Below are 25,195 nucleotides of genomic sequence, written 5' to 3'. Positions count from 1 at the left end.
TTATAGGTTGCGCCGCCTTCTATTGATTGGAAGTAATGATGATAGACGAAATGATATCGTTGTTGCCGGTGTCACCCATGGCTGGATTGTCCGATGTAATCGTCCAGGATGTGCCGCTGAATCCGTCATCACTGTAAGCGACGACCGTAAACCCAGCAGGTACACGGATGGACGAGATGCTGTTATCGGCGATTCCTGCCGCCTGCATTTGGGCAAGTGTGTATTGACCAGGGTGAAGCGTTACGGCATTTCCTACATAGTTATAGTGCTCATAAAACGTCGGTCCGGCGGACATTACCTTGATAGACGAAATCATATCGTTGTTGCCACTGGCAATCATACTTGGATTGTCCGATGTAATCGTCCAGGATGTGCCGCTGAATCCGTCATCACTGTAAGCGACGACCTTATACTCGGCAGGTACCTGGATGGACGAGATGTTGTCATTTGCGATTCCTGCCGCCTGCATTTGGGCTAGCGTGTAGTTGCCCAAGTCCAGCGTTACGGCCTTTCCTCCATATTGAATGTCCTCATAAACGGTCGGTCCATTAAACGTTCCAAAAACCTTGAAATCGTAGAAACTGGCAGTAGCACCGCTTGGTACTCCAGCAACGGTAATCCTGACATACTGGGCGGTTGCAACAAAGTAATCGGATTGGACTTGAGCAGTATTTCCATACCAGGTCTTGTCAACTTTCGTGGTCCAGTTGACATTATCATTCGATGTTTCAATCTTATATCTGTAATAGGAGTCAAGCTTCTCCCACATCACTTGAGTACCGGTAATCCACTTGCTTGATCCAAGATCTACCGTCCACCAGTGGCCCGTATTCCCATCATTCGCACTCCAACGGGTCGTCATAATCCCATCGTTCCCATTGGAAGCCGGATTGGTCGACTGCGAACTGTCCGAACTTACGGTCTTACCCAACGCCAAGTTGACCGGGTCTCCAAAGACTTTGAGATCGTAGAAACTGGCCGAAGTACCGCTTGGCAACCCGGTGACGGTTATCCTGACATAGCGGGCATTATCCGTAAAATAATCGGTTTGAACCTTTTCCGTATTTGTATTATTGGTCTTGTCAACTTTTAAGGTCCAATTGGTATTGTCCTTTGATGTTTCGATCTTATACTGGTAAGCGACACCGCTCTTTTCAAAGCTCACCTGGGTTCCATAGGTAATATTCTTGATGTAGCCAAGGTCCACCTTCACCCAATGACCAGCAGCTCCATCAGCAGCAATCCAACGAGTTATCGAGTTACCGTCGACTGCTCTAGAAACTGGAATTCCTGTAAGTGTGCTATCCGAACTGGCGGCCTTGTTCTCCGCCAGATTAACTGTTTCTCCAAGCACCTTAAAATCGTAGAAGCTGGCCCAATTACCGCTTGGCAATCCGGTCACGGTAATTCTGACATACCGGGCAGTACCCACAAAGACATCGTTCTGGATTTGATCCGTGCTGGTATTATCGGTCTTGTCAACCTTTAAGGTCCAATTGACATTGTCATTGGATGTTTCAATCTTGTATTTATAGGCTTTGCCGATCTGTTCCCACATCACCTGGGTACCACGGGTAATATCCTTGCTTGCGCCCAGGTCCACCGTCCACCAATGGCCGGTATTTCCATCATTGGCGGTCCAACGGGTCGTTGTGCTGCCGTCGTTCCCGCTGGAAGCCGGGTGTCCTGACTGCGAACTAGACGCACTGGCGCTCCTGTTCAACGCCAGATTGATTGGAGCCGGCGATGGAAATTGCGGTATTGCTTCGGGTACAGGATCTCCGGAAGCAATAAAGTTAATGTTGCTGGTATTGCCGTTCGTAGTAAAATTCCCTTGAGCGGCATTCGTAATGACCGTTCCGTTCATTTTTAAATTTTCAAATGTTATATTTTGAATCTTACGGGTGGAATCGTAGCCTTCAATCGGATTACCGCCTGTACCACTGCCGGTATAGGAGAGATTCTTGAAATGAACATTGTTAATTCCACGCCCAGGGCCATAATCCCAACTTTTGGTCTGCATAACTAAAAATCGGCCTTCTCTGGTATCATCGATCCGAATGTCATTGAAGTTAACATTCTGGATCAGATTCCCATCCGCGGAAATAAACTGTATCCGCTGTCCACCATTGTATATCCAGAGGTCCAGATTGGAGAAAGTAACATTTTCTATTGTTTGCCCGCCGCCAGGCGCCCATGTAAAACCATGAGTACCCATATTGATTGGACGAGCAAAATCGGGCATCAGAATAGAGTTCGTTACCGTAATATTTTTGGTATCGCCATACCAGATTCTTCCGCCATTAGCGCGCGCATTATAGATCGCGACCGAATCATCATGACTGCGTATAAATGAATCATTGATGGTAATATTGGTAGAGGCAAATGTATCTATCCCATCCCCCCATTTATTAGAGCCATAGGCTTTAAAGTTATTGATTAGAACATTGGATGAATTTCCGGCATTTATCGCGCAACCGCCGCCATCCGCACTGCCGTAATTACTCACGATGATCCCATCAACCGTGATTTGGTTCGAATAGTCAATAGATATAGCTCTTCCCGCAGGACGGTCAAGTACACCGCGGCCTATAACTTTGGCATTGGTGGCATTATCCAAAATAATGCCGCCTTGGACGACCGCTCCGCCAGCAATATAAAGCGTCTTGCCGCTAGGCACGGTATAGTCCTGTTGATAAAGACCGGGACCAAGATAAATGACATTCGGGTCACTAGGGCTTGGAGGATTGACTTCCAATGGATTTGCAAAGATCATTAAATGCTTATTTACATTCCCGTTCACTTCTACAGAGAGCTTCATTGGACCAGATATGGAAAATGTCATCGTATTGCCGTTGATGTTAGGGGTAATCTCCGTGTTTAAACCACGAATTCGAGACGATGTAATCGTTCCTATGTTATAGGTCACTGACATCTCGACCTGACCGTCCGTATCGAAATAAACAAAGGAAGCATTTGTTTTCGTAGGATACCCGACAGTGTTTCTATACTCATCCAGATCCTGCCAGACTCCGCCCGTTTCCCGTACTTTCACCGTATAATCGGCGTTAAGGGGGACACCCGCTGGGGCAGGATATACCGTTAATGTCGTAGCCGCCTCAACTTTTGTCGGAAAGTTAAACGTCATTGGAATGAATGCGATTACAAACGCAAGCATAAAAGAAAACAACCTGGACATTTTATTACTACTGTTAAAAAACAAACTTTTACCCATGCTTTCAACCCTTTCTCTTTTTGAGTGTTCTATTCGGCAAATATATAAAAAACCTAAATCCATTAATCACCCCTTTCACATGAGCATTGAACCTTATAAGCGCCGCTCCGTCTGGAGGGTTTGGATAGGTAACCAATGTCGTGCAGGTGGCATGTACTTCTGCGGGAAGACTAAACGATAGCGAACCCGAATACTGTAAGCGATGCCAAAAGAATGGATAACTAACTTGATTTTTGCCCTCACCTCCAGACGTAGTATAAAATCAAACGACATATCCGCTTTGTATGCCGTTTGTTTTTTATACTTCAAACCTGTTATCTGTCAGACCAAAGTAAATTCGATTGTGACTTCTGTACCGGAATTCAGCTTCAAGAGGATATACTTGTCATTCCCATCCTCCAGTACCGCCGCTTCTTCTCCGTTGACCAGTGCTTTCGTCCAAGGAATACCCGCTTTGAATTTGATTTCATTATCATCTGCAGCCGATATTAAAGTAACGCATAGGATGTTGGATGTCAGGTTCCAGGATAAGTCTCTGACCTCCGCCCGGGTTCTTGCCATCAGCCCTTGAATGGACCCCGCTTTCCAATCGGCGGGCAGCGCCGGAAGAACCTCGATTTCCCCGGTATTCGAGAAAAGCAGCGCTTCATTAACGGCTCCCACTGTGCCGAATAACGTATCCGTGCAATAGCTTCTGTTTCTTCGGTTTGTGTCGTGGTCTGTCATCAAGGAAGTGTAGTAACCGGAATCCGTCATCATCGGCAGCAGGGAAGAGACGACCTCGTTGCCGTTTTTTAATCGGGCGCAGACCAGTGCCTTGTGCATCCAGCCGTGCCCCGCTGTGGCGTCGTGCGTATTGTATTTATTTCTGTTCTCGAGAGCGATATTCGCAGCTTGAGTCAGCTCCATATTATTCTGCGTTTCATACGCAGGCCATGCCGGGTAGAGATGGCTCAAATGACGATGGTTGTTATTCTCGGTGTATTCATTCATCGCCCATTCGCGTAATGCGCCATCCTGATCCAGCTTATAAGCCGGCAGCAGCTCCAGCAACGTCTCCCACCTGGCTACTGCGGCGGCAAACCCTTCGCGCTTTACTGCTTTCTCTATGGCGATGACCATATTCAATCCGTCCCGTGCCGCAGAAATGTCCATGGTGGCATTGGCCGTAATCGTGCTGTTGTAACCGATCGGGTTATTCTCCGGCGAATAGGTGGGGATGAGCAAATATTTCTCGCCCGGATTCAGCGCCGTCTTGCCTTCCTCATAGCGGGCATTGCCGTGTATGTCCGTAAAGTACTCCGGCGTACATAGCTGCTCCCAGAAGTTTGCCTGTTTTGTCAGCAGCGGAAGCAAAATATCCTGCTCCAAATCCAGGTATCCCTGTTCAATCAACCGACTGAATTCCTCATCCGTCATCCCCCCATCCCTTACATGGAGCAGCGGCTTCAGATCGTGGATCCTCATTTTCTCATGGATGGGAATCTGGCGGTTGCCGTAACACTGCCAATACTCGAATATGGGAAGCAGGCACCAGCTTGCCCCTGCATTCCAATATTGAAACGGGAAGTCATTGTCGTATTCCACATGCATTGCGCGGTCGATGTCCGAGTTGACCGACACCTGCAGCGCATCATGCATGCCGTAAGACATTCGCGCATTGTATTCGAAGTCCGGCGTGTTTCTCAGGAAGAATGTAATGTATCCGAGCTGCGCCAGCGTCAAGTGGCCCGTATTCATGGCTGATACCTGCAAATTCACGTTCGCGTCGAGTGTATAGATAGCACGCCAGCCAGGGTTCCACTCTCCGGTCCACATCCCGTACAGCCGCGGTGCGCTTGAACCGCTGCAGCATATCATGGCATTTCGTCCCTGATTGTACACCTGCTCCATAAAAGCATGATTGATTCTGGTTGGGGATGCCTTTTGCGTGTTTATTAACGCTTCGTTGTCTGCGCCCTTGTCATCCTCATCCCCCGAAAGAGAAAAACGTACAGCGTTAAACTCCTCGGCATGTTTCGCAGCATGCGGCGCAAGAGCAGCGTTATAATCGAAATGACCGGAAGGGTCTTTATATTTTTCCGCTGCGGAATTCGTGTTTTCGATGAGTTCGTCAAGGAGGGCATATTGCGCCGTTCCGGCAAAATCCTCAAAATCCCCCATGTCGAAGGTCCGGTTCGATTGCGTGATGAGATAAACAGCGTCGGCTTCGATGACTTGAATGCCGGGATTTTGCACGTCCCCGATGTTCATCGGTTCATTCGTATCGGCGAGCTGCACGATTTTTTTGCTTCCGTTTATGACGATTATACGCGTCAGGCCTGCATATCCTCCGTCAATCAGCTCGCTGCCCGGATAAGAAGGATAATGGGCAATCTGGGCGATATAGTCGGCATTTGGGTCCACCAGCTTTTTGTATCGGAGAGCCCTTGTCTCGTCATTGACCCTGTTCATACCCGAAATGTCATCAATAGAGAACAGCATATTGATTTTTGCGCCCGCAGTGGATTGTTCGATCTTCGTAATCGACACATTGTCTTCTCTGGATGTAAACGAGGTTCGGATCCACTCACCCCATTCATCGGTATAATGCACGCCGGTTTCGGCCGTCTCATAATTGGTCCATCTTGTATAATCGGATACGGTTCCCTTATTCGTCATGCTTAGCCTGAGCTGGTGACCTGGATGGTAGCCGTAAAAAAAGGTTCGCTCTCTCCTGGTACCGTCCGGAAATGTAATGATCCATTGATCATTTTGGTTAAAAACATTCCGTCTGGCATCCTCAAGCTGTCCCGTTAATTCTTCCGGAATCTCTCTTGGATCCGGGGACGGAAAGTTGTACCACATGTATTGGAAAATAAAGCTGTCCGTATACGGCGATCCGGACGTGACGTACCCGTTCTCACCGTTTCCGCTAACCATACCGTCCCGCCACGCCTCTACGGGATTGGACGCTGGAACCTCCGTATAGGTATTGACGTAATTTCCTTTCAGGTACAGGCGCGCTGTTTTCGATTCTTTCGTCATTATGATTCTCCTTGTGCTTGATTTAATTATAGGTCCCTGCCGTAATGGGTAAGCAATCGCTTGTAATCGGAGCACGTAAGCGGCATAACAGACCCATGACGCGGCTTGGTTGGCAACGAGAATTCCGCAGGCATCGTCCATACGCCCGAATTCAGATCCGTCGTTACCAGCGGCAGATATCCTCTGAATCCGTACTCATCAATGAATAAGTACCACTTGTCTTCCTCATTGGACTTAAACACGATCGGACCTTCGCCGCGTTTCATCCATTCCTGCCCGATATTTTCCCGGATCGGGGTAAAGTTCGGATCAAAGAACGAATTCCCCGTCTCCTGGAACACACTGGTAAGACCTTCTTTCTTGGAGAAGCGGAATATCCTTCCGCCTTCCTGAATCATCGTCGTATCAATAACAGAAACCCCGTAGTCGATATAGACCTCTGGCTCCGAAAAATTCACGAAATCCTTGGTCCTTGCAACCAGCATGCGGTGATACCGGCCTTTGTCGCGTTCTGCTTCCTTATCTCCAAGCATGGAGGCCCAATAGACGAAATATTGCTCCGAATCGGCATCGTAGAACGCTTCCGGCGCCCACACGCAGCCCGCATCCGGAGGCGCGACTTGGGCCATCCTCTGCTCGGACCAGTGTATCAGATCCTGCGATTCCCATATCAGGATGGATCGGCTGCCTTCGTTTACGGCGCGAGACCAATCCCCTCCTCCTCCGTGCGCCTTGAGATCCGTCCCCAGCAAGAAGAACTTGTCTCCATGAGGCGACCTGATGATGAACGGATCTCGCACGCCCTTTTCTCCCAGTTGCGAGACAAGAACAGGCTTACCGCCATTCAGTTCCTGCCAATGCAGCGGATCGTTCCCCTGACTTAAAGCAAAATAGATTTCCTCTCCACCGCCTTGGCCCTCATCGTCGGTAAAATGAACGAACAGATACCCGGCGTATATTTCCTTAATGGTCATAGAAAATCCCTCCAAATTAACCTTTCACCGACCCGAGCAGAACGCCTTTGGCAAAATACCGTTGCGCAAATGGGTACATAATAATCATGGGAATTGATGCGATGACCATCGCCGACAGTTCGATCGTCTGCGCCGTCACCAATCCTGAACCTTTAGCGGAGTTCAGCAACTCGGCCACTCGCATATTGGTGACTGAAAGTGTGTTTTGCATTTGCTCGGCCGCAGAGGAAGTCTGCAGCAATCTCAATATCACATACTGCAGCGTTTGCAAACTGTTGGATTGCGTGAAGTACAACGTTGTCCCGTAGTCATTCCATACACCTACTGCCGCGAAAACGGATAATGCGGCCAAAACCGGCTTCGATAGAGGTACAACAATTTGGAGAAAGATTCTAAATTCACTGGCGCCATCCATTTTTGCCGACTCGAACAGGTAATCGGGAATCCCCTTGTAATTCGCGTTGAGAATGATTACATTGAAAAAACCGGCAAACAACGAAGGGATAATATATACCCAATAGCTATCGTACAGCCCCAACCAATTGATCAGCATAAAGGAAGGAATCAGCCCGCCGCTAAAATACATGCTGGTAAATCCAATGACCGCATACCACTTCTTCCCTTTCAAATAAGGCCTAGAGAAGGCGTAGGCGAACAGCGCTGTGTACAAGATGGACACGGACGTAACGATGACTGTCCGCGACACGGTGATCCATGTCGCCAGAAGCATTCCACGATCCGCCAAAACGGTTTGCCAGCTTGCCCATGTAAATTGCCGGGGCCAAAAAAATACGGGTCCCCGAATCAAATCCGCCCCCCCGTTCAAGGAACTGATGACCGCATACCAAAACGGATAGATGGTCAAAAACATCAGGACAATCATGATCAAGATATTCGATATATTAAAAGCACGTTCTCCTAGAGACTTGCCTCCAACCATAATGCACGCCCCCTTAGAAAAGACCCGACTGTGTCAATTTTTTTGATGCAACATTGGCTCCGAGCAGCAGCAACAACGCAAGCACCGACTTCATCAAGCCGATAGCCGTCGCCATAGCAAATTGGAAATTCAAAAGACCCGTTTGATACAAGTACGTATCGATCACTTGGCTGGCGTCTATGTTAAGCGTATTTTGGAAAACGTATATCTGGGTAAAGTTGTTGTTCAGCATGCCGCTTACAGCGAAGATAAGCAATATTGCAACCGTCGGCATAATCTCGGGAATCGTTATGTGCAGCATGCGTTTAAAACGGCTCGCGCCATCAATTGCGGCAGCCTCGTACAAGGACTGGTCGACGCCTGCGATAGCAGCCAAATACAGGATCGCTCCCCAGCCTATATCCTTCAACAGACCTGTCACAATCGTAAGGCCCCAGAAATAACTCGGATCGCCCAAAAATTGAATCGGCTTATGCACCAGGTGGAACTCCATCAGCAAATAATTGACGATGCCGTCTTGGGGATTCAGCAAAGAAATAAATAACCCGCCGTAGATAACCCATGATAAAAAATGCGGCAAGTAAGTGACGGATTGAATCAGCGATTTGAATTTGGTGCTCGTGATCTCGTTCAGCAGCAAAGCGAATAAGAGCGTTGCCGGCAGCCCCACCAAGGAGCCGAGCAGGTTGATTCCGATCGTATTCTTTAACATCGGCCAAAACTGGAAATTGTCGAAAATCATTGTAAAATTTTCAAAATTGTTCCACTCGCTTGTAAAAATCCCTTTAAGACCGGTAAACGGGTCGTATTCCTTGAATGCCATCAATAGACCGAATAACGGAAAAAAATTAAATATAGCAATAAAGAGAACTCCCGGCCAAAGCATTAACTTCAACTCTAGCTGTGTTCGCAGATCGTGCCCTAGAACATGCGCTTTTCTTTTTTTTACGCCATCCAATCCGACGCGTACAGTGACAGTCTTCATCCGTATGTTCCTCCTCCTAGCCTGTTAAATGCGGATAATGCCAAAGTGCGGGCACTTTGGCACTATCCATTGATTCATATATTACGAATTGACGCCTTTAAGCGTTCTGCCACTTTCTTGTTGACTCTTATGGAACTGCTCATTATACTTGGCATCAATTTCGGTCTGACCCATCTGCTTGAGCTTGCTGATCATCTCGTCGTAGGCTTTATTAAACGAAGCCTCATCCTTGGCCAATACCATTTTGGAAATTTGGGCATGTTTGTAAATATCGATTTGCGCCAGATCGTTCGCCATTTTGCTGCCGGCCGGTATTAAATCGCCAGGCCACACCAAATCTGAAGCATCAAACAGAACCGCCTCTCTCCCCATCGACTGAGTAATCTGCAAGCTCATCAATTCATCGGCATTAGGAGGCGCTGCCACGTGGTCATTAAAAGCACCATTGGCGAATGGCCAGAACATACCAACCCCCGTTTTCGGTCCATCCTTGGCATCTTGAATCCCTTTCTCGGTTTTGATAACAAGACCGTCCTTCAGGGTATAGTGCTCGCCTTCAAAACCGAAATTCCAGAGCAATTGACCTTCATCGCTACTCATAAAATCAAGAAACTTGGCAAGGCGTTCCGGATTCGCGGCCGTCTTGGAAACGTAGGTTTGCATCCAGCCAGTACCTACTAATGAAAATGTTTGATGAACAGGTTTCGTGTTCTGATTCGAATGGATCGCTCCAGCCGACACCCATTTCGTACCTTTGGGATCACCGAGTCCTGCATTCGCAACATTCCCGATAAAGCAGAACACGCGCCCCGACATTGTATTCGTCGACATAGCCTTATCATCCATCGTCATTTGCCCCGGATCAAAGTAGCCTCCCTTAGCTGCCTTGAACAGAAATTCCAGCGCATGCTTCGTTTCCGGAGCAAAATATGAATCCCGGTAATTGCCATCCTTATCTACCAACATGGTGCCAAAGCTGTCCTGAAGTGTAGGCAACGTACCACCCCACCAGGTCTTGCCGTTGATTTGCAGCGGAATAACAGGCACGCCATCGACCTTCATGCTCTTGACTTTTTCAAATGCAGCAAGCACGCCATCTTCGGTTTTGAGATCATTAACGGTCAGACCGGCCTCTTTCATAAGCGTCTCATTGAACATCACATTATTGTTTTGGCCGTATTTAGCTCCATCGGCTCTAACATCGCTTGACGCCGGGTACGTTTTTACTAGGTCAGGAGAGCTAACATGGCTCGGTATCGCATACCAGGCGCCATCCCGTTTAATCTGCGCCTTCATGAGGTCTTGCGGATATTTCGTCAGCAGCGGCAAAGAGGGAGCATACTTCTTCAGAAACTCATCCAATTTCCAGACTTTCCCTGAACTAATCAGTTTCTTTTCCAAAGTGTCGTCCGTGAGCGTAATGAGATCTGGAAGAGGATCTGACGTCGCGAGCATCAAGCTGAGCTTCGTGCCGCCATCCTGCGCCGGAATGTTGAAGTCAAACGTAAGTCCGGTCTTTTGAGTAATGGCCCCTTCGACGCTTTTCGGATCGGTGTTCCATGGCGTAGGCGCATTCCAGAAGCTTGCATCCGAAAACCAGGTTGCCTTAACCGGCGCTGCCTGAGCCGTTGTTGCTGCTGACGACTCTTTCGGCGTGTTGCTGCTGTTGTCGCCCGATTTGGAGGAACTGCAGCCTGACAGCGCTATAACGCCTGCCAACGATAAAACTGTAAGCATTTTCAACTTCTTCATACTTGCTGATCACCCCTGTAATGTATCTTGGTTGGTACATGTTTATCATAGCCTGAACTTCCGAACTGGCATATGTTCAACTTTTTTTTTATTTTGGTGCAGATTTTTGTGAGGCCACTGAAAAACATCTGTTTTTAATTTGTGAAGAGGACCTACATAGAAAAAGGCGAATTTCCATTCAATAGCTGAATGAGAACTCGCCTTTATTATAGTTTTCTTCATGCTTTTTATTTATTCTTTTGCTATACTTTTCGGTGTTTGCTCGGTGTGATGCCAAAGTGCTTTTTGAACAGCTTGTTAAAATGAAAATAATCTTTGTACCCTACCCGTTCTACGATTTCCTGTATCGATAGCGAAACGTCGCTCAGCAGTTCCTTGGCCAAATTCAATCTCTTGGTCACCACGTAATCCGAATAATTTGTACCAGTCTCCTTCTTGATCAAGGCGCTTAAATAACCGAGGCTGATATTGAATTGTCTGGATAACATGCTGAGCGAAATATCTTCCGTATAGCTGGAATCGATATATTGGATGATTTTCTTCACCGTCTCTTTTGAAATGAGCAGCTCTTCGTCGGGCTGCTGTTCAAAGATGACTCTGATTCTTTCAAAGAGCTGCTGAACCGACTCGCAGGTTCGGACGATTTGGGAATAAGTCAAATATTCAATACCGTGAACAAGATCGTTGTTGCCGTAATATTTGTAAACGAACAAAACGATCTGATTGTAGACCGTGGAGATTTGGTCGATTGGCATGCGCAGTGCTACACATTCCTCGCTTAGCTCGTCCAGCCCTTGCTCAATAAGGTCCCGTTTATATCCTTTAATTGCCAGCTCGATCTTAAGGACCAGCTTGCTTAGCGCTGCTGCGTGGTCTGTCGCTTTATATTCGGTTATCCGCTGTTCCGGCAGGAAGCAGGAGCTGGACAGGGCGATATCCGATTCCTGATACAGTTTGCCGATTGGCGTCGAGTAAACCCCGATGCCGCTGATTCCAATGTACTGAGCGCCGGCAAGGCTTCCTGAGATGAAATCGAGCAGGCCAACCGAATTTTTTTGTTCGTCATAATTCACCAGATACGACATTTTATTTTGCCCCGTGCGAAAGCGGATCCATCGGATATCGTTCTGCGCCGTTTGCTCGCCGACAGAATCCCCAGCCGACGAATGCGGAAACAAACAGCTGATGACACGACAGTGAGGAAACTCCAGTTCAATTCCCCTGTTCGTTAAGAAATTGCTGATTTTGATATTGTTGTCGGGCTCGAGCAATTCGAACAGATCCTCAAGGAGCAAATCCAGCTCATTATTTGCTTTATGCTTGTCTGCCAGCTTGGTTTTTAACCGCAGCAAGGTCTCGGTCAGCTTGTTTCTGTCGACCGGCTTCAGTAAATAATCGAAAGCGCCGAGCCGGAGCGCTTTTTGCGCATATTCGAACTCAGCATAGCCGCTGATTAAGATGACTTTCGTTTGTAGCCCTTGAAGGCGAATTCTTTCAAGCAGCTGGATCCCGTTAAATCCGGGCATGCGGATATCCGAGATAACGACATCGGGTTCCTTTTCCTCAATCGCCGCCATAGCCTGAACTCCATCGTGAGCTTCTCCAATTACGGTGTAGCCCAAGTTTTCCCAATCGATCAATGCTTTCAGCCCGTTTGCAACCCAAGGCTCATCGTCAACAATCAATACGCTGTACACGACTCGTATCCTCCACTTGTTCCGACTCATCATGCACGGGAATGGAAATGCTGATGATCGTTCCTACGTTTAATTGACTTTGGATTTGCAGCTCGGCTTCATCACCGTAAAACAGCTTGATTCTTCGATAAATATTGGCGAGCCCGATTCCTTGCTTATCATCCGTCACCGCCTGTACGAGCACATCAGATTTCTTCAAACGTTGAAGCAGTTCCTGGATCTGTCTCTCATCCATTCCGCAACCATTATCCTGGATGATATAACGAACCCGGTTGTCTGCCAACGATTGTACCATAATGCGAACGATTCCGTTGCCGATTTTTTGCTCCAAGCCATGAAAGACGGCATTCTCGACAATCGGCTGCAGCAGCATTTTAAGCGTCTTCATGCCGAGCAGGCCTTCGTCGGCTTCGATTTCCACACGGATTCTCTGCATAAAGCGGAACCCAATAATTTGGGCATACTCCTGGACATGCGAGATTTCGTCCCGGATCGTCACGATGTCGTTTCCTTTCACCGAATATCGGAACATATTGGCTAAGGAAGCCGATATATCTACAATATCCTCGACTTTTTTGTATAATGCCAAGGCGCGGATACAATCCAGTGTATTGTACAAAAAGTGCGGGTTGATCTGATTGCGAAATGCCGAGATTTCCATCTGTTTTTTTGCAATTTCTATTTCATACATCCGCCTTTGCCCAAGCTGAACCTCTTGGCCTAGGGAATCGATTTCGTCCAGCATCTTATTCATATTGGCGGCGAGCACGCCGATTTCGTTATGGTACACGATGGTAAAGCGCGCTCCCCCCCTTTTTTTCGGATAGGACCTCATGAAATCCATCAAGTCTTTAATCGGTCTCAAGATTCGGGTGAAGAAGAGCAGCAGGAACAAACCGAGCATGCCGAGCATGACCAGGTAGGTCGCGATATTAAGTCTTTGCACCGTATCCAGATCCCGCAACAGCTCGTCCTTCGGGATGGCGCTGACCAGCTTCCAGCCGGTACGGGACAAAGTAACGGTTTGCACGATATAACGCTTATCGCGCATCCATTCGGCGACGTCGATCTTATCGATTTTGGGCGCTGCTCCTTCGCTCGCCATGACATTGTTTTGTTGATCGAGGAGTAGAAATCGGGAATTCGGTGTGATTTTCGCATTTTTAAATATACTGTTAAAATTGCTTACATCCATGATAAATATGCATGTTCCCCTATATTCTCGGATCTGGGCGCTCTGCAGGTTATAGATCGGAATGGTAATGATATATTGGGAATCGTTAGCCGACAATAAGCCGGAATACTCGGTCGTTTGAACCGGATGCTGAAGGGAATCGGCGATTCCCGCCCCGGTACTGGCTACCAGCGTCCCTCCCTTGTTATAAAGCCGGATGCCTCTGATACTTTCCTTCAGCGACATCGTGTTGGCGAACATCGATATCACTTCAGGATTCATGAGAACCATGGTCAACTTATCTTCCACAGTCAACGCGGTTTGAATGGTCGGACTGTAAATCAGCGATGTCGAGATTCCTCCCATATCTGCATAAAAGCTGGTCATCTTCTCTTCTACCTGAAGCAAAATTTTATCGGCGGAGTCCGAGACCTTTCTCTCGACAATCCGCTCCGCGATTTTATTCGAGATGACGAATGAAACCAGAAGAATGACCAGCATGGTCAAAATCAAATACAGGATTTTTCTGCTTAGACTGTGCTTGCGAAATCGGTCCATGTTGTCTTTCCCCTTTATTCTTCGATTTACATCAGAATCGCACAAAATACGGGGACTGTCCAATTACTAAGGTTTCCATTGGCTCTGTTGAATAAGCCAAGACCCGCTATCGCTGGATAACGGGTCTTCAGGGTAAAGCTCGGATCAAACCTCAAACGGTCGATACGACGTAACGTTTTCCGCATTCAACATGGAACCCGATACATCCGTCCACCGAACACGCACTCTTTGCCAAGTTCGATTCCGCGGAAATCAACAGCTCGGGCCACATGCGTCATCTTGGCAATATCCGCTCCAGCTGCCAGAGTCGGATCGGTAATTAGTTCAATTCGTTCCTGCGCTGGGATTTGTTCTTTGGACGATGTAGTGTACCAGAGAAAACGTAAAAATCAAAACTGCGGATCATATTGTCCCCTAAGGCCTACAGACTGAAACAGTAAGCAAAATAGAGCAAGGCTTGTTCGCCTTGCTCCGTGTCGATCAGGATCCCGATGCCGATGCCGATCCTAATCCATTTCCGGACAGTTCATATCCAATCATTAGTTTAAAGGGAAAACTTCACCCAAAGAGAGGAACATCTTTAAGGTGAAGTCTACCAAAGACATACTGAATACCAAATTGAAATTTTTGGTATTGTTAAGTACGAGCTTGCGTTAAGCTTTTTGAATACACATAATGAAATTAAAGGGCTGTTTGAGATCTTCTTACGAAACAACATAAAGAATCTGCAAATGGGGGGATTGGCCAAGTGGAGTTCCCAAAAGTTAATGTCGAAAATATGAACGTCAAGATTTCGTTAGGCGGTTTATTATTAAACGTTCTGTATATCAGATTCGGGGTCTTTTATCAATCCTTTCTCGAACACAGCCATAGCATGAAAAGCTACGAACTGCATTATATTCCCCTGGGACAGGGAATCTTGGTAGCAAACGGCCGCAAATATCCGATACATCCCGGCACGCTTTACATGACTGGCCCGGATATTGTGCACGAGCAAATTACGGTCCTCGCCGACCCTATGGCGGAATACTGCATATGCTTTGAAGTGTTGGCCAATAACATTAACGATGATCCGGATCTTTCCTTCATTGCAGACCAATTCGTTCAAACAACTTTTTGGTTCGGTCAGGACAAGCAGAATTTGTTGCCATTGTTCGAGCAACTCTCCTATGAAACGACCAACCAATATATCGGCTACTACCTGACGGTTCAACATATTATCGAGCAGATCGTCATCAAGCTGGTCAGAAACTACACAAACAATGTTCCGACCTCCTTTGTTATGCCGCTTAAAACCTTAGACGACGATAGAGTCGTTATCATTGAAAATAGTTTTTTATACAACTATGATGATTTAACTATACAGAAGCTCGCTCAAAAACTGGGACTAAGTGTCAGACAGACGGAGAGAACCATTCAACAGTATTTTGGCCTATCGTTTACTCAAAAAAAGACCCAAGCAAGAATGAAGGCTGCCGTTCACCTTCTTACTACGACCTCAATGACCATTAGTGAAATAGCGCGACATGTCGGTTTTTCTTCATTGGAACGTTTTTGTACCACCTTTAAGAAATACTACAAGGTCCCGGCAGGTGAATTTCGCTCCTTGCGTAAGCCCTTTGATCACAATGTGACATGTTATTGAAGACAAACGGTAAAAAATTGTACAACTCGAACATCGCATCAATTGGACAAAATAAATACAACTGTAACGTCTATATCGGAATTAAGCGTTAAGTGAATGTATTTACCAAATCCATCGTCAAGCGCCTCTACTTCTTGGGCGTTAACCATTGCTTTTATCCAAGGAATACCCACTTTTACTTTTACTTCATTTTGATTTACAACTGATTTTAATGTAACACTTGCATTGTTAGTGTCCCAAAATAACTCTCTAACCTCTACCCGGGTCCTTGCCATCAGTCCCTTTATTGAACCCGATTTCCATTCAGAGGGCAGCGCCGGAAGTATTTCAATTTCACCTGTATTGGAAAATAGCAGCGCTTCATTTACTGCCCCCACAGTACCAAATAATGTATCCGTACAATAGCAGTCGTTTCTTCTGTTTGTGTCATGGTCTGTCATCAAGGAAGTGTAATAACCGGAATCCATCATCATCGGCAGAAGGGACGAGACGACCCCGTCGCCGTTTTTTAACCTGGCATAGACCAGCGCCTTATGCATCCAGCCGTGCCCCGCCGTCGCGTCTCCTGTATTGTATTTATTTCTGTTTTCAACCGCGATAATTGCTGCTTCCGTCAACTCCGTATTGTTCTGCGTTTCGTACGCAGGCCATGCCGGATAGAGATGGCTCAAATGGCGGTGGTTGTTGTTTTCCGTATATTCACTCATCGCCCATTCGCGTAAAGCGCCGTCTTTGTCAACCTTATAATTCGGCAATAGTCCTAACAATGCTTCCCATTTGGCGACAGCAGTTTCATATCCGTCGCGCTTTACTGCCTTTTCCATGGTTATGACCATATGCAGTCCATCCCGCGCCGCAGCAATATCCATCGTGGCATTTGCCGTAATCGTACTGTTGTAACCGATCGGGTTATTCTCTGGAGAGTAGGTAGGGATAAGCAAATATTTCTCGCCTGGATTTAACGCAGTTTTACTTTTCTCATAGCACGCAATACCGTTTATATCTGTATAGTATTCCGGCGTACATAGCTGCTCCCAGAAATTAGCCTGCTTTGTCAGCAGCGGAAGTAAAATATCCTTTTCCAAATCCAGATATCCCTTATCGATCAATTGATTGAATTCTTCGTCCGTCAGCCCCCCGTCCTTTATACTGAGAAGCGGTTTCAGACCATGGATTCTCATGCTGTCGTTGATCGGAATCTGCCCATTGCCGTAACACTGCCAATATTCGAAGATCGGGAGCAGACACCAGCTTGCTCCGGCATTCCAATATTGAAACGGATAGTCATTGTCGTATTCCACATGCATTGCACGGTCGATGTCCGAGTTTACCGACACTTGCAGCGCATCATGCATTCCATAGGACATTCTTGCGTTGTATTCGAAGTCCGGCGTGTTTCTCAAGAAGAATGTGATGTACCCAAGCTGCGCTTGCGTGAAATGGCCTGTATTCATCGGAGAAACCTGTAAATTCACATTTGCGTCAAGCGTATAGATACCTCGCCAGCCGGGATTCCACTCTCCGGTCCACATTCCGTACAAGCGCGGTGCGCTTGTACCGCTGCAGCAAATCAAAGCATAACGTCCCTGGTTGTACACCTGCTCCATGAAAGCATGATTGATTCTAGTTGTTGATGCCTTTTGCGCGTTGATTAGCGTTACGTTGTCAGCGCTCTTGTCATCCTCGTCACCTGTAAGAGTAAATTGTGCAGCGTTAAATTCTGCGGAATGCTTTAGGGCGTGAGGCGTGAGGGCAGCCTGATAATCGAATTTACCATAGGCATCTTTATATTTTTCAGAGACCGCATTCGTGTTCTGAAATAAATTGTCTACGATAGCGTATTGCGTCATTCCGGCAAAATCTTCGATTTTACCCATATCAAATGTCCTGTTCAATTGCGTAATTAAATATACGGCGTCGGCGTCGATCACTTGGATCGCAGGATTCTGTTCCATTCCTACATTCATCGGTTCATTCGTGTCAGCGAGCAGTACTCTCTTCTTGGTTCCATTAACAACAATAATCTGCGTCAGACCTGCATATCCACCATTGCTCAGCTCACTGTCCTGGTAGGATGGGTAATGGGCAACCTGCGCGATATATGCCGCACTCGGTTCCACAAGCTTTTTGTATTGAAGCGTCGTTACCTCGGACATACCATCCCTCGCTTTGTACATGCTCGAAGTGTCATCCATGGAGATGAACATATTGATCTTAGCACCTTCAGAAGATTGTGAGATCTTCGTAATCGAAACGTTGTCTTCTCTGGATGTAAACGAGGTTCGGATCCACTCGCCAAATTCATCGGTGTATCGAACTCCGGTTTCCGCCGTTTCATAATTCGTCCATCTTTCATAATCGGACACGTTTCCCTTATCAGTGACGTTTAGTCTAAGCTGGTGTCCCGGATGGAAGGCGTAAAAAAAGGTTCTTACCCTCGTTGTACCGTCCGGAAAAGTAATCTTCCATTGATCGTTTTGTTTAAAAACATTCCATCTGGCATCAGCAAGCTGCCCCGTTAATTCTCCTGGAATCGCTCTTGGATCTCGAGACGGATAGTTGAACCACATATTTTGAAAAATAAAGCTGTCCGTATAAGGCGATCCTGACGTGATATACCCATTTTCGCCATTTCCACTAATCATGCCTTCCCGCCACGCCAATCCGGGATTTGTTGTTGCCACCTCTTTATAGGTGTTAGTGTAATTGCCTTTTTCGTACATTCGTGTAATTTCCGATATTTTAGTCATGCTGTTCCCCCCTGATCTGCTCGTTATGGTATTTATTATATCTGGCAGGGGAAGGTTCATGAATCGTTCAGAGCGACGTAAAAGAAAGCAAATATGTCGCAATTTAGCAGACAGTGGGGGCAGCGCCACACGTTCTCCTTTAATTTATGAGGAAGAACGCCGACATCAGCTACTTAGGTTACCAGAGCAAGCACTCTATAAGATGGGAGAAGATCTTTCCTTCATACGTGAATTAGCAGATCAGCGAACGTTTTTTCTGGAATTTGATGTTCAAGAAGAGGGTGGCGCCAAGCGAAAAAAGCGTGTCATTAAGGAAAAACATTTAGCTGAACCTATTATTGCGAAAATTGTTGAAGTTGTTAATTCATATCGCACATCTCAAAATTATGAATACATATAAGTCCTCCACATTGGAAAACTACCGAAGCTCTGACTAATCGTCTCCGTCAAGGTGAAACTTTCTTTAAAGGAACTACCAGGACATTAAAACCAGTAGATGATTATCATTATTCGATTATGAAACCACTCCGCACTTTTATTGAAGCACCTGAAGCGGATAAGAGTAATTAATCAAGAGAAAAAAGAACTCCGAAATCAGACTGGACAGAAGCTTATCTTTATAATGGGAATGGTTCAGACTCAAAACGCCGTCGTAAGCAGGTTATGCGACTGAGTCTTCTTTCTCGCGCGTATACTCATCCGAATTTTCCCCTCCAGACTGTTACCAGCCTTCATCAGCTCGGACTTACTCGCTACTACGGAACGATCCGCCATCTCGAAGCACATCGATTCGACTTCCCCTTTAAGGTTATACCTCCCTACCTTGTCTACGTTTGCGTCAAGGAGACTACGAGACTTCCCTCGGTTATCTGCACATTCTATTCCATCCATCCTGATCCTAATCACGTCGATGAGCCTGGCAGGTCATATCCCTTTGTTTGTTTCCCTGCAAGATATACATATTTGCATAAGTTTCCCCGTTTGTTTGGCGGGTCACCCAACATCGCCGCCACCTCTGGTTCACCGCATTCCGGGCTGGATTTTGCCTGCAGGCCCTTCAGATTCTCTCTCACGAGAGACACCCTGCCAATCCTAACCCTGCTGGATTAGGACCTCTACTTCGGCTACGGCACTTTAAAAGGTAAAGTTACCGAGTTGATTTGAACCACTTAGATTGTGCGACTGTGAGGCGCACAAACAAACCGGACCCCCTTATTTGGAGTTCCGGTTTATAAACACTAAACAACTTCATTCAACCGCCCATCCCGAAACCGCACAATCCGCTTCGCCTGCTGCGCAATCAATAAGTCATGCGTAATCAAAATAATCGTCCGACCTTGTTCATTTAATCTCTTTAAAATGTTTAAGATCTCCACACCCGTCTTCGAATCTAATGCTCCCGTAGGCTCATCCGCCAAAATGATCGGAGGATCTCCTGCCAACGTTCTCGCAATCGCAACACGCTGCTGCTGTCCGCCAGATAACTCTGATGGAAAATGCTTCTTACGATCCAGCAAGTCCACCACTTCCAGTGCATGTAAAACGAGCGGCTCTCTTTCCTTTTTGCTCATTCCCCGATAGATCAAAGGCAACTCCACATTCTCATAGGCACTTAATCTAGGCAGCAAGTTGAAGCTTTGAAAAACGAAACCAATCTTCTGATTACGAATCTCAGCAAGCTGAGAATCCTTAAGCACGTTTATTGCTTGACCATCCAGGTCATAAATTCCTTTATCTACAACATCCAAACACCCGATGATGTTCATCAGCGTGGATTTGCCGGAACCTGATGGTCCCATGATGGCCACGAACTCTCCATGATCAATATCTAACGAGACATCATCTAATGCTTTAATCGTTTCCTCGCCCATCGTATAATACTTACTGGCATTTTCGATATGAATTAACGTCATAATCTTCACCTCCATTACTTGCACAATGTCCAAATAAATGAAGTATCTGATTCATAACCCTTACCGTTTCGCCTTATAAAACTCATGATACAGCTTCATCAGCGCCCGCTTCTCAATCCTCGACACATAGGACCGGCTGATGCCGAGCTCCTTAGCAATCTCCCGCTGCGTCCGCTCTTCCCCGCCAAGCTCCAGCCCAAACCTGCCAACGACGACTTCCTTCTCGCGATCGTCCAATATCTCCAGATTGCGATAGATTTTGCTCTTCTCTATCTTGAGCTGCACCTTATCCACGACATCATCCGCTTCCGTGCCGAGGATGTCGATCAATGTAATTTCGTTCCCCTCTTTGTCCGTTCCGATGGGATCATGCAAGGACACATCTTTACGCGTTTTCTTCAATGAGCGAAGATGCATAAGTATTTCGTTCTCGATACAGCGAGCGGCGAACGTCGCGAGCTTGGTCCCTTTGTTCGGCGAGAACGACTCGATAGCCTTGATCAATCCAATCGTTCCTATGGAGATCAAATCCTCGAGATCTTCCCCCGTATTGTCGAATTTTTTGAGGTTGTGAACACAAAGCAACGTATAGGCTTGACAAACTGGAATGTAAATGTAAAAAGGCGATCATAATTTATGAAAAATCAATATGAATGTATTTTAACTTTTAGGCGTTGTCCCCTAATATCTCAGAAGTATTACAAAAAAATCATCATTGATATTTCAAATCCATTTAACAATCATCAATTGTTTAGCTGATAGCACATTGTTTATCAAGGGCAAACAAGTAACATTACCTTTTTACTCAATGTCTTTCCAACGGTGACAAATAAGTTTTGAAGTACTTCTTACAAACCATTGCCTACAGTCTCATTGAACTATAGTTCCTCGTTGAATGACCACCTCTTTATTTGTGGTAAGGCTTAGCGCGCAGTCTGTAACTGCAAGTTTAAAGGCCATCCTTTGCGGGATGGCCCTTTCTTTGTAGAACATACATTAGTAACTAACGTATCCGTTTGCTTAAAGTTTGTCTTTATTAAGTTATTAATAAAATGAAGTGAGAGCATCTACATCATTATAATTGATAAATCCCGTGTTCTACTCGCTGGATGCAATATTCGGCAAACTTGTAGTAATCAAAGTCATGGTGACTTTCCTCTTTAGTAAGTCCACTATAAAACATTCCCCACGCTACCTCTCGAACCATCGACACGAATTTCATGTCCTGAAAAATGCGGAATGTTTCCTCCTCGAAATATCCGAAGTATAACTTTAACCACTCACGCTCATCTGTTTCACTGAACTGATTTGTAAACGGAATGAGCGTCAATTCGAAAAACACATCTCCGACTCCCGACAACTCCCAATCAATGATTTGCAACTGTTGACCTGTATAAATCATATTGCATAAAAAGGAATCATTGTGACAGAATTTGCTGTTATATTCTTTGTCATCACTCCTCTTGTGCGCGATTTTCTCTACTCGATGCAAAATTCTGTTTAATCCATCAGGATGCTTGACTTGAAACTGATCTGCGCCTTTCAAATATCCATAAATTAAATCGTAAGGAGTACATGTTCTACCTTGACCTTCCATACGATGTATTCGTTTGAAGCGATCCATAATCATTCCTTTGATATGATCGTCATTCAGATCATCTTTCTCAAGCACTCGACCTTCAATAAATTCCGTGACTACAAATTGTTCAGGATGATTATTGGAAATCACTCTGGGAGCAAATCCTTCACGGTTTGCCTTCTTCATCACTTCTACTTCAGAGCGGCGTGTTAGGTTCAAATACTCGTTTTGCCTGCTATTGATGCGAAGAACGTATGTACTCTGTTTGGTTTGCACCTTATAGGTTTGATTGCAAAGCCCTCCACTAAGACTATCAAAACTTAGAAATTCATGGCTTAGCTCTGGTACTTCGCGAATAATTTCTTCAACTTTCATGTTCAACAGGATCCCCTCCCACTTCGAATCTTCAATCGACCGTAGAAAAAACGTTTACTTGGATAAAATTAATACATATGTCTCCCTACATTACGAGTTCTAAAGGAAAAATACCTCCACTATGATGAATAGCTGGAGGTATCCTGAATTTCCGGTAATTTCTTGGTTTGGCGCTTCTAAATATCCATGGCTTGCTTAGCCAACGCAAGGGCACCGCAAAGGCCAGCGTTGCCGCCTAGAGCGGGTTGTACAATGTAACTATCGTTGTCCTCTGAAAAAGCCGGATGCTGTACATAACCGTTCAACAGTTCACGAACTTGTTCGCGTATAAGCGGGAATAAGTGGGACTGGTTCATAACGCCGCCGCCGACAATGATTTTCTCCGGAGAAAGAATGAGCGCGTAATTGGCTAGTGCCTGAGCGATATAGTAGCTTTCCATTTCCCAAGCGGAATGCGTATATCCAAGTTCAAACGCCTTCTTGCCCCAGCGATCCTCCAGCGCCGGTCCCGCCGCCAGTCCTTCCAAACAATCTTTGTGAAAGGGGCAGTGTCCTTCATAGCTGTCTTCCGGATGCCGCCGTACAAGAATGTGCCCCATTTCCGGATGGGTCAAACCATGAACGATCTTTCCTTCAACGATTGCACCCGCACCGATCCCGGTTCCGATCGTCATGTACAGGCAGCTGTTCAATCCTGCTGCAGCCCCCCATGTTGCTTCCCCCAATGCAGCTGCATTCACATCGGTATCAAAACCAATAGGGATGTCAAAGTACTGCTTCAAATGCTCCACGATCCGGTAACCGCTCCAGTGCGGCTTTGGAGTTCTTGTTACGGAACCATAAGCCGGGCTCTGCGGGTTCACATCGATCGGGCCGAAAGTTCCGATTCCAATCGCTTGTATCTCTTTAGATGCAAAGAAATCCATCGCATTGCCGAGCGTAGCTTCAGGTGTCGTTGTTGGGATAGAGATGCGGTCAAGGATTTCACCATCTGCCGTACCAATCCCGCATACGAACTTTGTCCCGCCGCCTTCGATAGCACCTAATAACAATTCGTTTCCCTCACAATCATCGTCACTTTGTTATACCCTCACAACTGAATAGGTCGATTTCAATGGATGAAGCGCTAGAGAAATGACCTTGGCCTTTCCATCAAGCACATAAAGTTCCATACCTGTACTGAACGGATCCGGAAAAATTTGATCGGTAATCACGATCTCCCCGTCATTTGCAAATACTTCAATGGAGGAGCTATCGACAAAAAGGTGTAGCTTTAGCCGACCGTTTTGAAGCTCCAATTGTACATCATGCTTACATGCAAATGCGTCATGAAATCCGCTTTCACCGGAGTTGCAGCGGTCAACAAACAATGTCTGCATGGCGGTGTTATAGCCGACTACGGTTTCTTCCCGCTCCGAATTCCGAAGCTTAAAACCAACTTCCGATGCTTCACCCAAATCGATTTCACATTCGAGCTCATAGATATCGCTGTGCACGTCCGAAAGTAAATTTTGACCGGGATTAACTGTAACCTCTTGCCAAACCTGCGCTTCTAACCGAAGCTTTTGCAAATCTGTAACTGGCTTTTGTACTAAACGAATTCCAGATGGCCCCTTCTTCAGGGAGAGCACCCGTGGCAGCGTCATAGCGCTTCTCCAACTGCTTGTCGGAGTGAGATTTGCGTACTTCCAATTGCTCATCCAGCCGATAAACAGCTTTCCTTTATCCGATCTATCAACATCCGACCATGTTACACCGGCATAGTTATCTCTTCCGTGATCCAACCATAATACGGTTTCAGGAGAAGCATCGTTCGTAAACGTACTTCCGTCAAAGCTCCCGACAAAATATTGTGTCCTCGAACCTTCCGCCATCTGTGGATGATCTCCAATGCTGACGATCAGTATCCATTTCGTTTCTTCAGCATGACCATTTATCGGTAGCTCTATTAAATCCGGGCATTCCCATACTCCTGCGTGCGAGCCTTCTGCGGCACCGAACTCACTTGCAAAAGACCATTCCTTTAAATTGGCAGACGTATAGAAATGAACACGGTCACACGCTGCAAGCACCATGACCCACTGCTGCTTTGTAGCATGCCAGAAAACTTTAGGATCCCGGAAATCCGTTATTTGCTCGTTGCACAACACTGGATTCCCCTCATACATTACCCAGGTTCTGCCTTTATCCAAACTATAAGCAAGGCTTTGCCTCTGTCTCGGACGATCGGAATCCGGATAATGGTCCGCGTGGGTGAAAATAGCAACTAAACCCGGCTTACCGGAGAAAAATCCGCTGGTATCCTCCCAATCCACTACTGCGCTTCCGGAAAATATAAAACCGTTTTGATCCGGCTTTAACGCAATCGGACGATGCTCCCAATGGGTCAAGTCCGTACTGATTGCATGACCCCAATGCATCGGTCCCCAAGTTGTACCTTCCGGATAATGCTGATAAAACAAGTGATATTCCCCATCGAAATATACCATTCCATTCGGATCGTTCATCCACTTAGCCGGCGGTGTAAAATGAAACTGTGGCCGGTACTTTTCTCTATACATAACAGTTGACATCTCTTCCACTCCCTCTAT

The 25,195-nt window shown here is 46.3% G+C and carries 17 protein-coding genes; 2 read left to right on the top strand and 15 right to left on the bottom strand.

Translation table 11 applies throughout. The annotated features are described in order from the left end of the window. Positions 1-19: 19 nt before the first annotated feature. From QFZ81_RS07240 to QFZ81_RS07205, 8 genes are all read right to left on the bottom strand, one after another. Positions 20-3,178 (bottom strand): discoidin domain-containing protein, encoded by a 3,159-nt coding sequence (locus QFZ81_RS07240; protein WP_307602086.1) that lies wholly within the window; start codon positions 3,176-3,178, stop codon positions 20-22. Positions 3,179-3,556: 378 nt separating this feature from the next. Then, entirely contained in the window at positions 3,557-6,262 is a 2,706-nt protein-coding gene (locus QFZ81_RS07235) for a glycosyl hydrolase family 95 catalytic domain-containing protein (protein WP_307602084.1), read from the bottom strand. Positions 6,263-6,288: 26 nt separating this feature from the next. Further along, positions 6,289-7,236 carry a glycoside hydrolase family 43 protein gene (locus QFZ81_RS07230; RefSeq protein WP_307602082.1) on the bottom strand — a complete coding sequence of 316 codons (948 nt, stop codon included), beginning with the start codon at positions 7,234-7,236 and terminating at the stop codon, positions 6,289-6,291. A gap of 16 nt (positions 7,237-7,252) precedes the next feature. Further along, a complete protein-coding gene (locus QFZ81_RS07225; RefSeq protein WP_307602081.1) occupies positions 7,253-8,176 on the bottom strand; it encodes a carbohydrate ABC transporter permease in 924 nt (307 codons plus the stop codon). 13 nt (positions 8,177-8,189) lie between these two features. Further along, a complete protein-coding gene (locus QFZ81_RS07220) occupies positions 8,190-9,161 on the bottom strand; it encodes an ABC transporter permease (protein WP_307446101.1) in 972 nt (323 codons plus the stop codon). Positions 9,162-9,242: 81 nt separating this feature from the next. Next, complete coding sequence (locus QFZ81_RS07215; RefSeq protein ID WP_307602079.1) at positions 9,243-10,913, bottom strand: extracellular solute-binding protein; 1,671 nt, start codon at positions 10,911-10,913, stop codon at positions 9,243-9,245. A gap of 242 nt (positions 10,914-11,155) precedes the next feature. After that, entirely contained in the window at positions 11,156-12,610 is a 1,455-nt protein-coding gene (locus QFZ81_RS07210) for a response regulator transcription factor (RefSeq protein ID WP_307602077.1), read from the bottom strand. Further along, a complete protein-coding gene (locus tag QFZ81_RS07205; RefSeq protein ID WP_307446110.1) occupies positions 12,588-14,342 on the bottom strand; it encodes a cache domain-containing sensor histidine kinase in 1,755 nt (584 codons plus the stop codon). Before QFZ81_RS07205 ends, QFZ81_RS07210 begins: the two co-directional genes overlap by 23 nt. Before the next feature lie 748 nt (positions 14,343-15,090). Here QFZ81_RS07205 and QFZ81_RS07200 point away from each other — a divergent pair. Continuing rightward, the gene (locus tag QFZ81_RS07200) at positions 15,091-15,987 is read left to right on the top strand and encodes an AraC family transcriptional regulator (protein ID WP_307446114.1); all 897 of its coding nucleotides are present in this window, start codon (positions 15,091-15,093) and stop codon (positions 15,985-15,987) included. A 38-nt stretch (positions 15,988-16,025) separates the two neighbouring features. Here QFZ81_RS07200 and QFZ81_RS07195 read toward each other — a convergent pair whose 3' ends face one another. Then, entirely contained in the window at positions 16,026-18,737 is a 2,712-nt protein-coding gene (locus QFZ81_RS07195) for a glycosyl hydrolase family 95 catalytic domain-containing protein (RefSeq protein WP_307602075.1), read from the bottom strand. Between the two features lie 58 nt (positions 18,738-18,795). Between QFZ81_RS07195 and QFZ81_RS07190 the strand changes: the two genes are divergently transcribed. Then, a complete protein-coding gene (locus QFZ81_RS07190) occupies positions 18,796-19,137 on the top strand; it encodes a hypothetical protein (RefSeq protein ID WP_307602073.1) in 342 nt (113 codons plus the stop codon). Positions 19,138-19,376: 239 nt separating this feature from the next. On the opposite strand, the gene QFZ81_RS07185 is transcribed toward QFZ81_RS07190, so the two are convergent. From QFZ81_RS07185 to QFZ81_RS07160, 6 genes are all read right to left on the bottom strand, one after another. Further along, positions 19,377-19,523 carry a hypothetical protein gene (locus QFZ81_RS07185; protein ID WP_307446124.1) on the bottom strand — a complete coding sequence of 49 codons (147 nt, stop codon included), beginning with the start codon at positions 19,521-19,523 and terminating at the stop codon, positions 19,377-19,379. Between the two features lie 452 nt (positions 19,524-19,975). Continuing rightward, positions 19,976-20,650 carry an ABC transporter ATP-binding protein gene (locus QFZ81_RS07180; RefSeq protein WP_307602071.1) on the bottom strand — a complete coding sequence of 225 codons (675 nt, stop codon included), beginning with the start codon at positions 20,648-20,650 and terminating at the stop codon, positions 19,976-19,978. Between the two features lie 60 nt (positions 20,651-20,710). Beyond that, entirely contained in the window at positions 20,711-21,265 is a 555-nt protein-coding gene (gene sigK / locus QFZ81_RS07175; RefSeq protein ID WP_307606842.1) for an RNA polymerase sporulation sigma factor SigK, read from the bottom strand. Between the two features lie 460 nt (positions 21,266-21,725). Beyond that, positions 21,726-22,604 carry a phosphotransferase gene (locus QFZ81_RS07170; RefSeq protein WP_307449549.1) on the bottom strand — a complete coding sequence of 293 codons (879 nt, stop codon included), beginning with the start codon at positions 22,602-22,604 and terminating at the stop codon, positions 21,726-21,728. Positions 22,605-22,780: 176 nt separating this feature from the next. After that, positions 22,781-23,656 (bottom strand): ROK family protein, encoded by an 876-nt coding sequence (locus tag QFZ81_RS07165; protein WP_307440909.1) that lies wholly within the window; start codon positions 23,654-23,656, stop codon positions 22,781-22,783. Between the two features lie 30 nt (positions 23,657-23,686). Further along, positions 23,687-25,177: a glycoside hydrolase family 32 protein gene (locus tag QFZ81_RS07160; RefSeq protein WP_307602069.1), complete on the bottom strand. Its 1,491-nt coding sequence runs from the start codon at positions 25,175-25,177 to the stop codon at positions 23,687-23,689. Positions 25,178-25,195: the final 18 nt, after the last annotated feature.

The organism is Paenibacillus sp. V4I9 (assembly GCF_030817295.1).
Lineage (GTDB): Bacteria > Bacillota > Bacilli > Paenibacillales > NBRC-103111 > Paenibacillus_E.
This window is presented reverse-complemented; position numbering and strand designations above follow the sequence as displayed.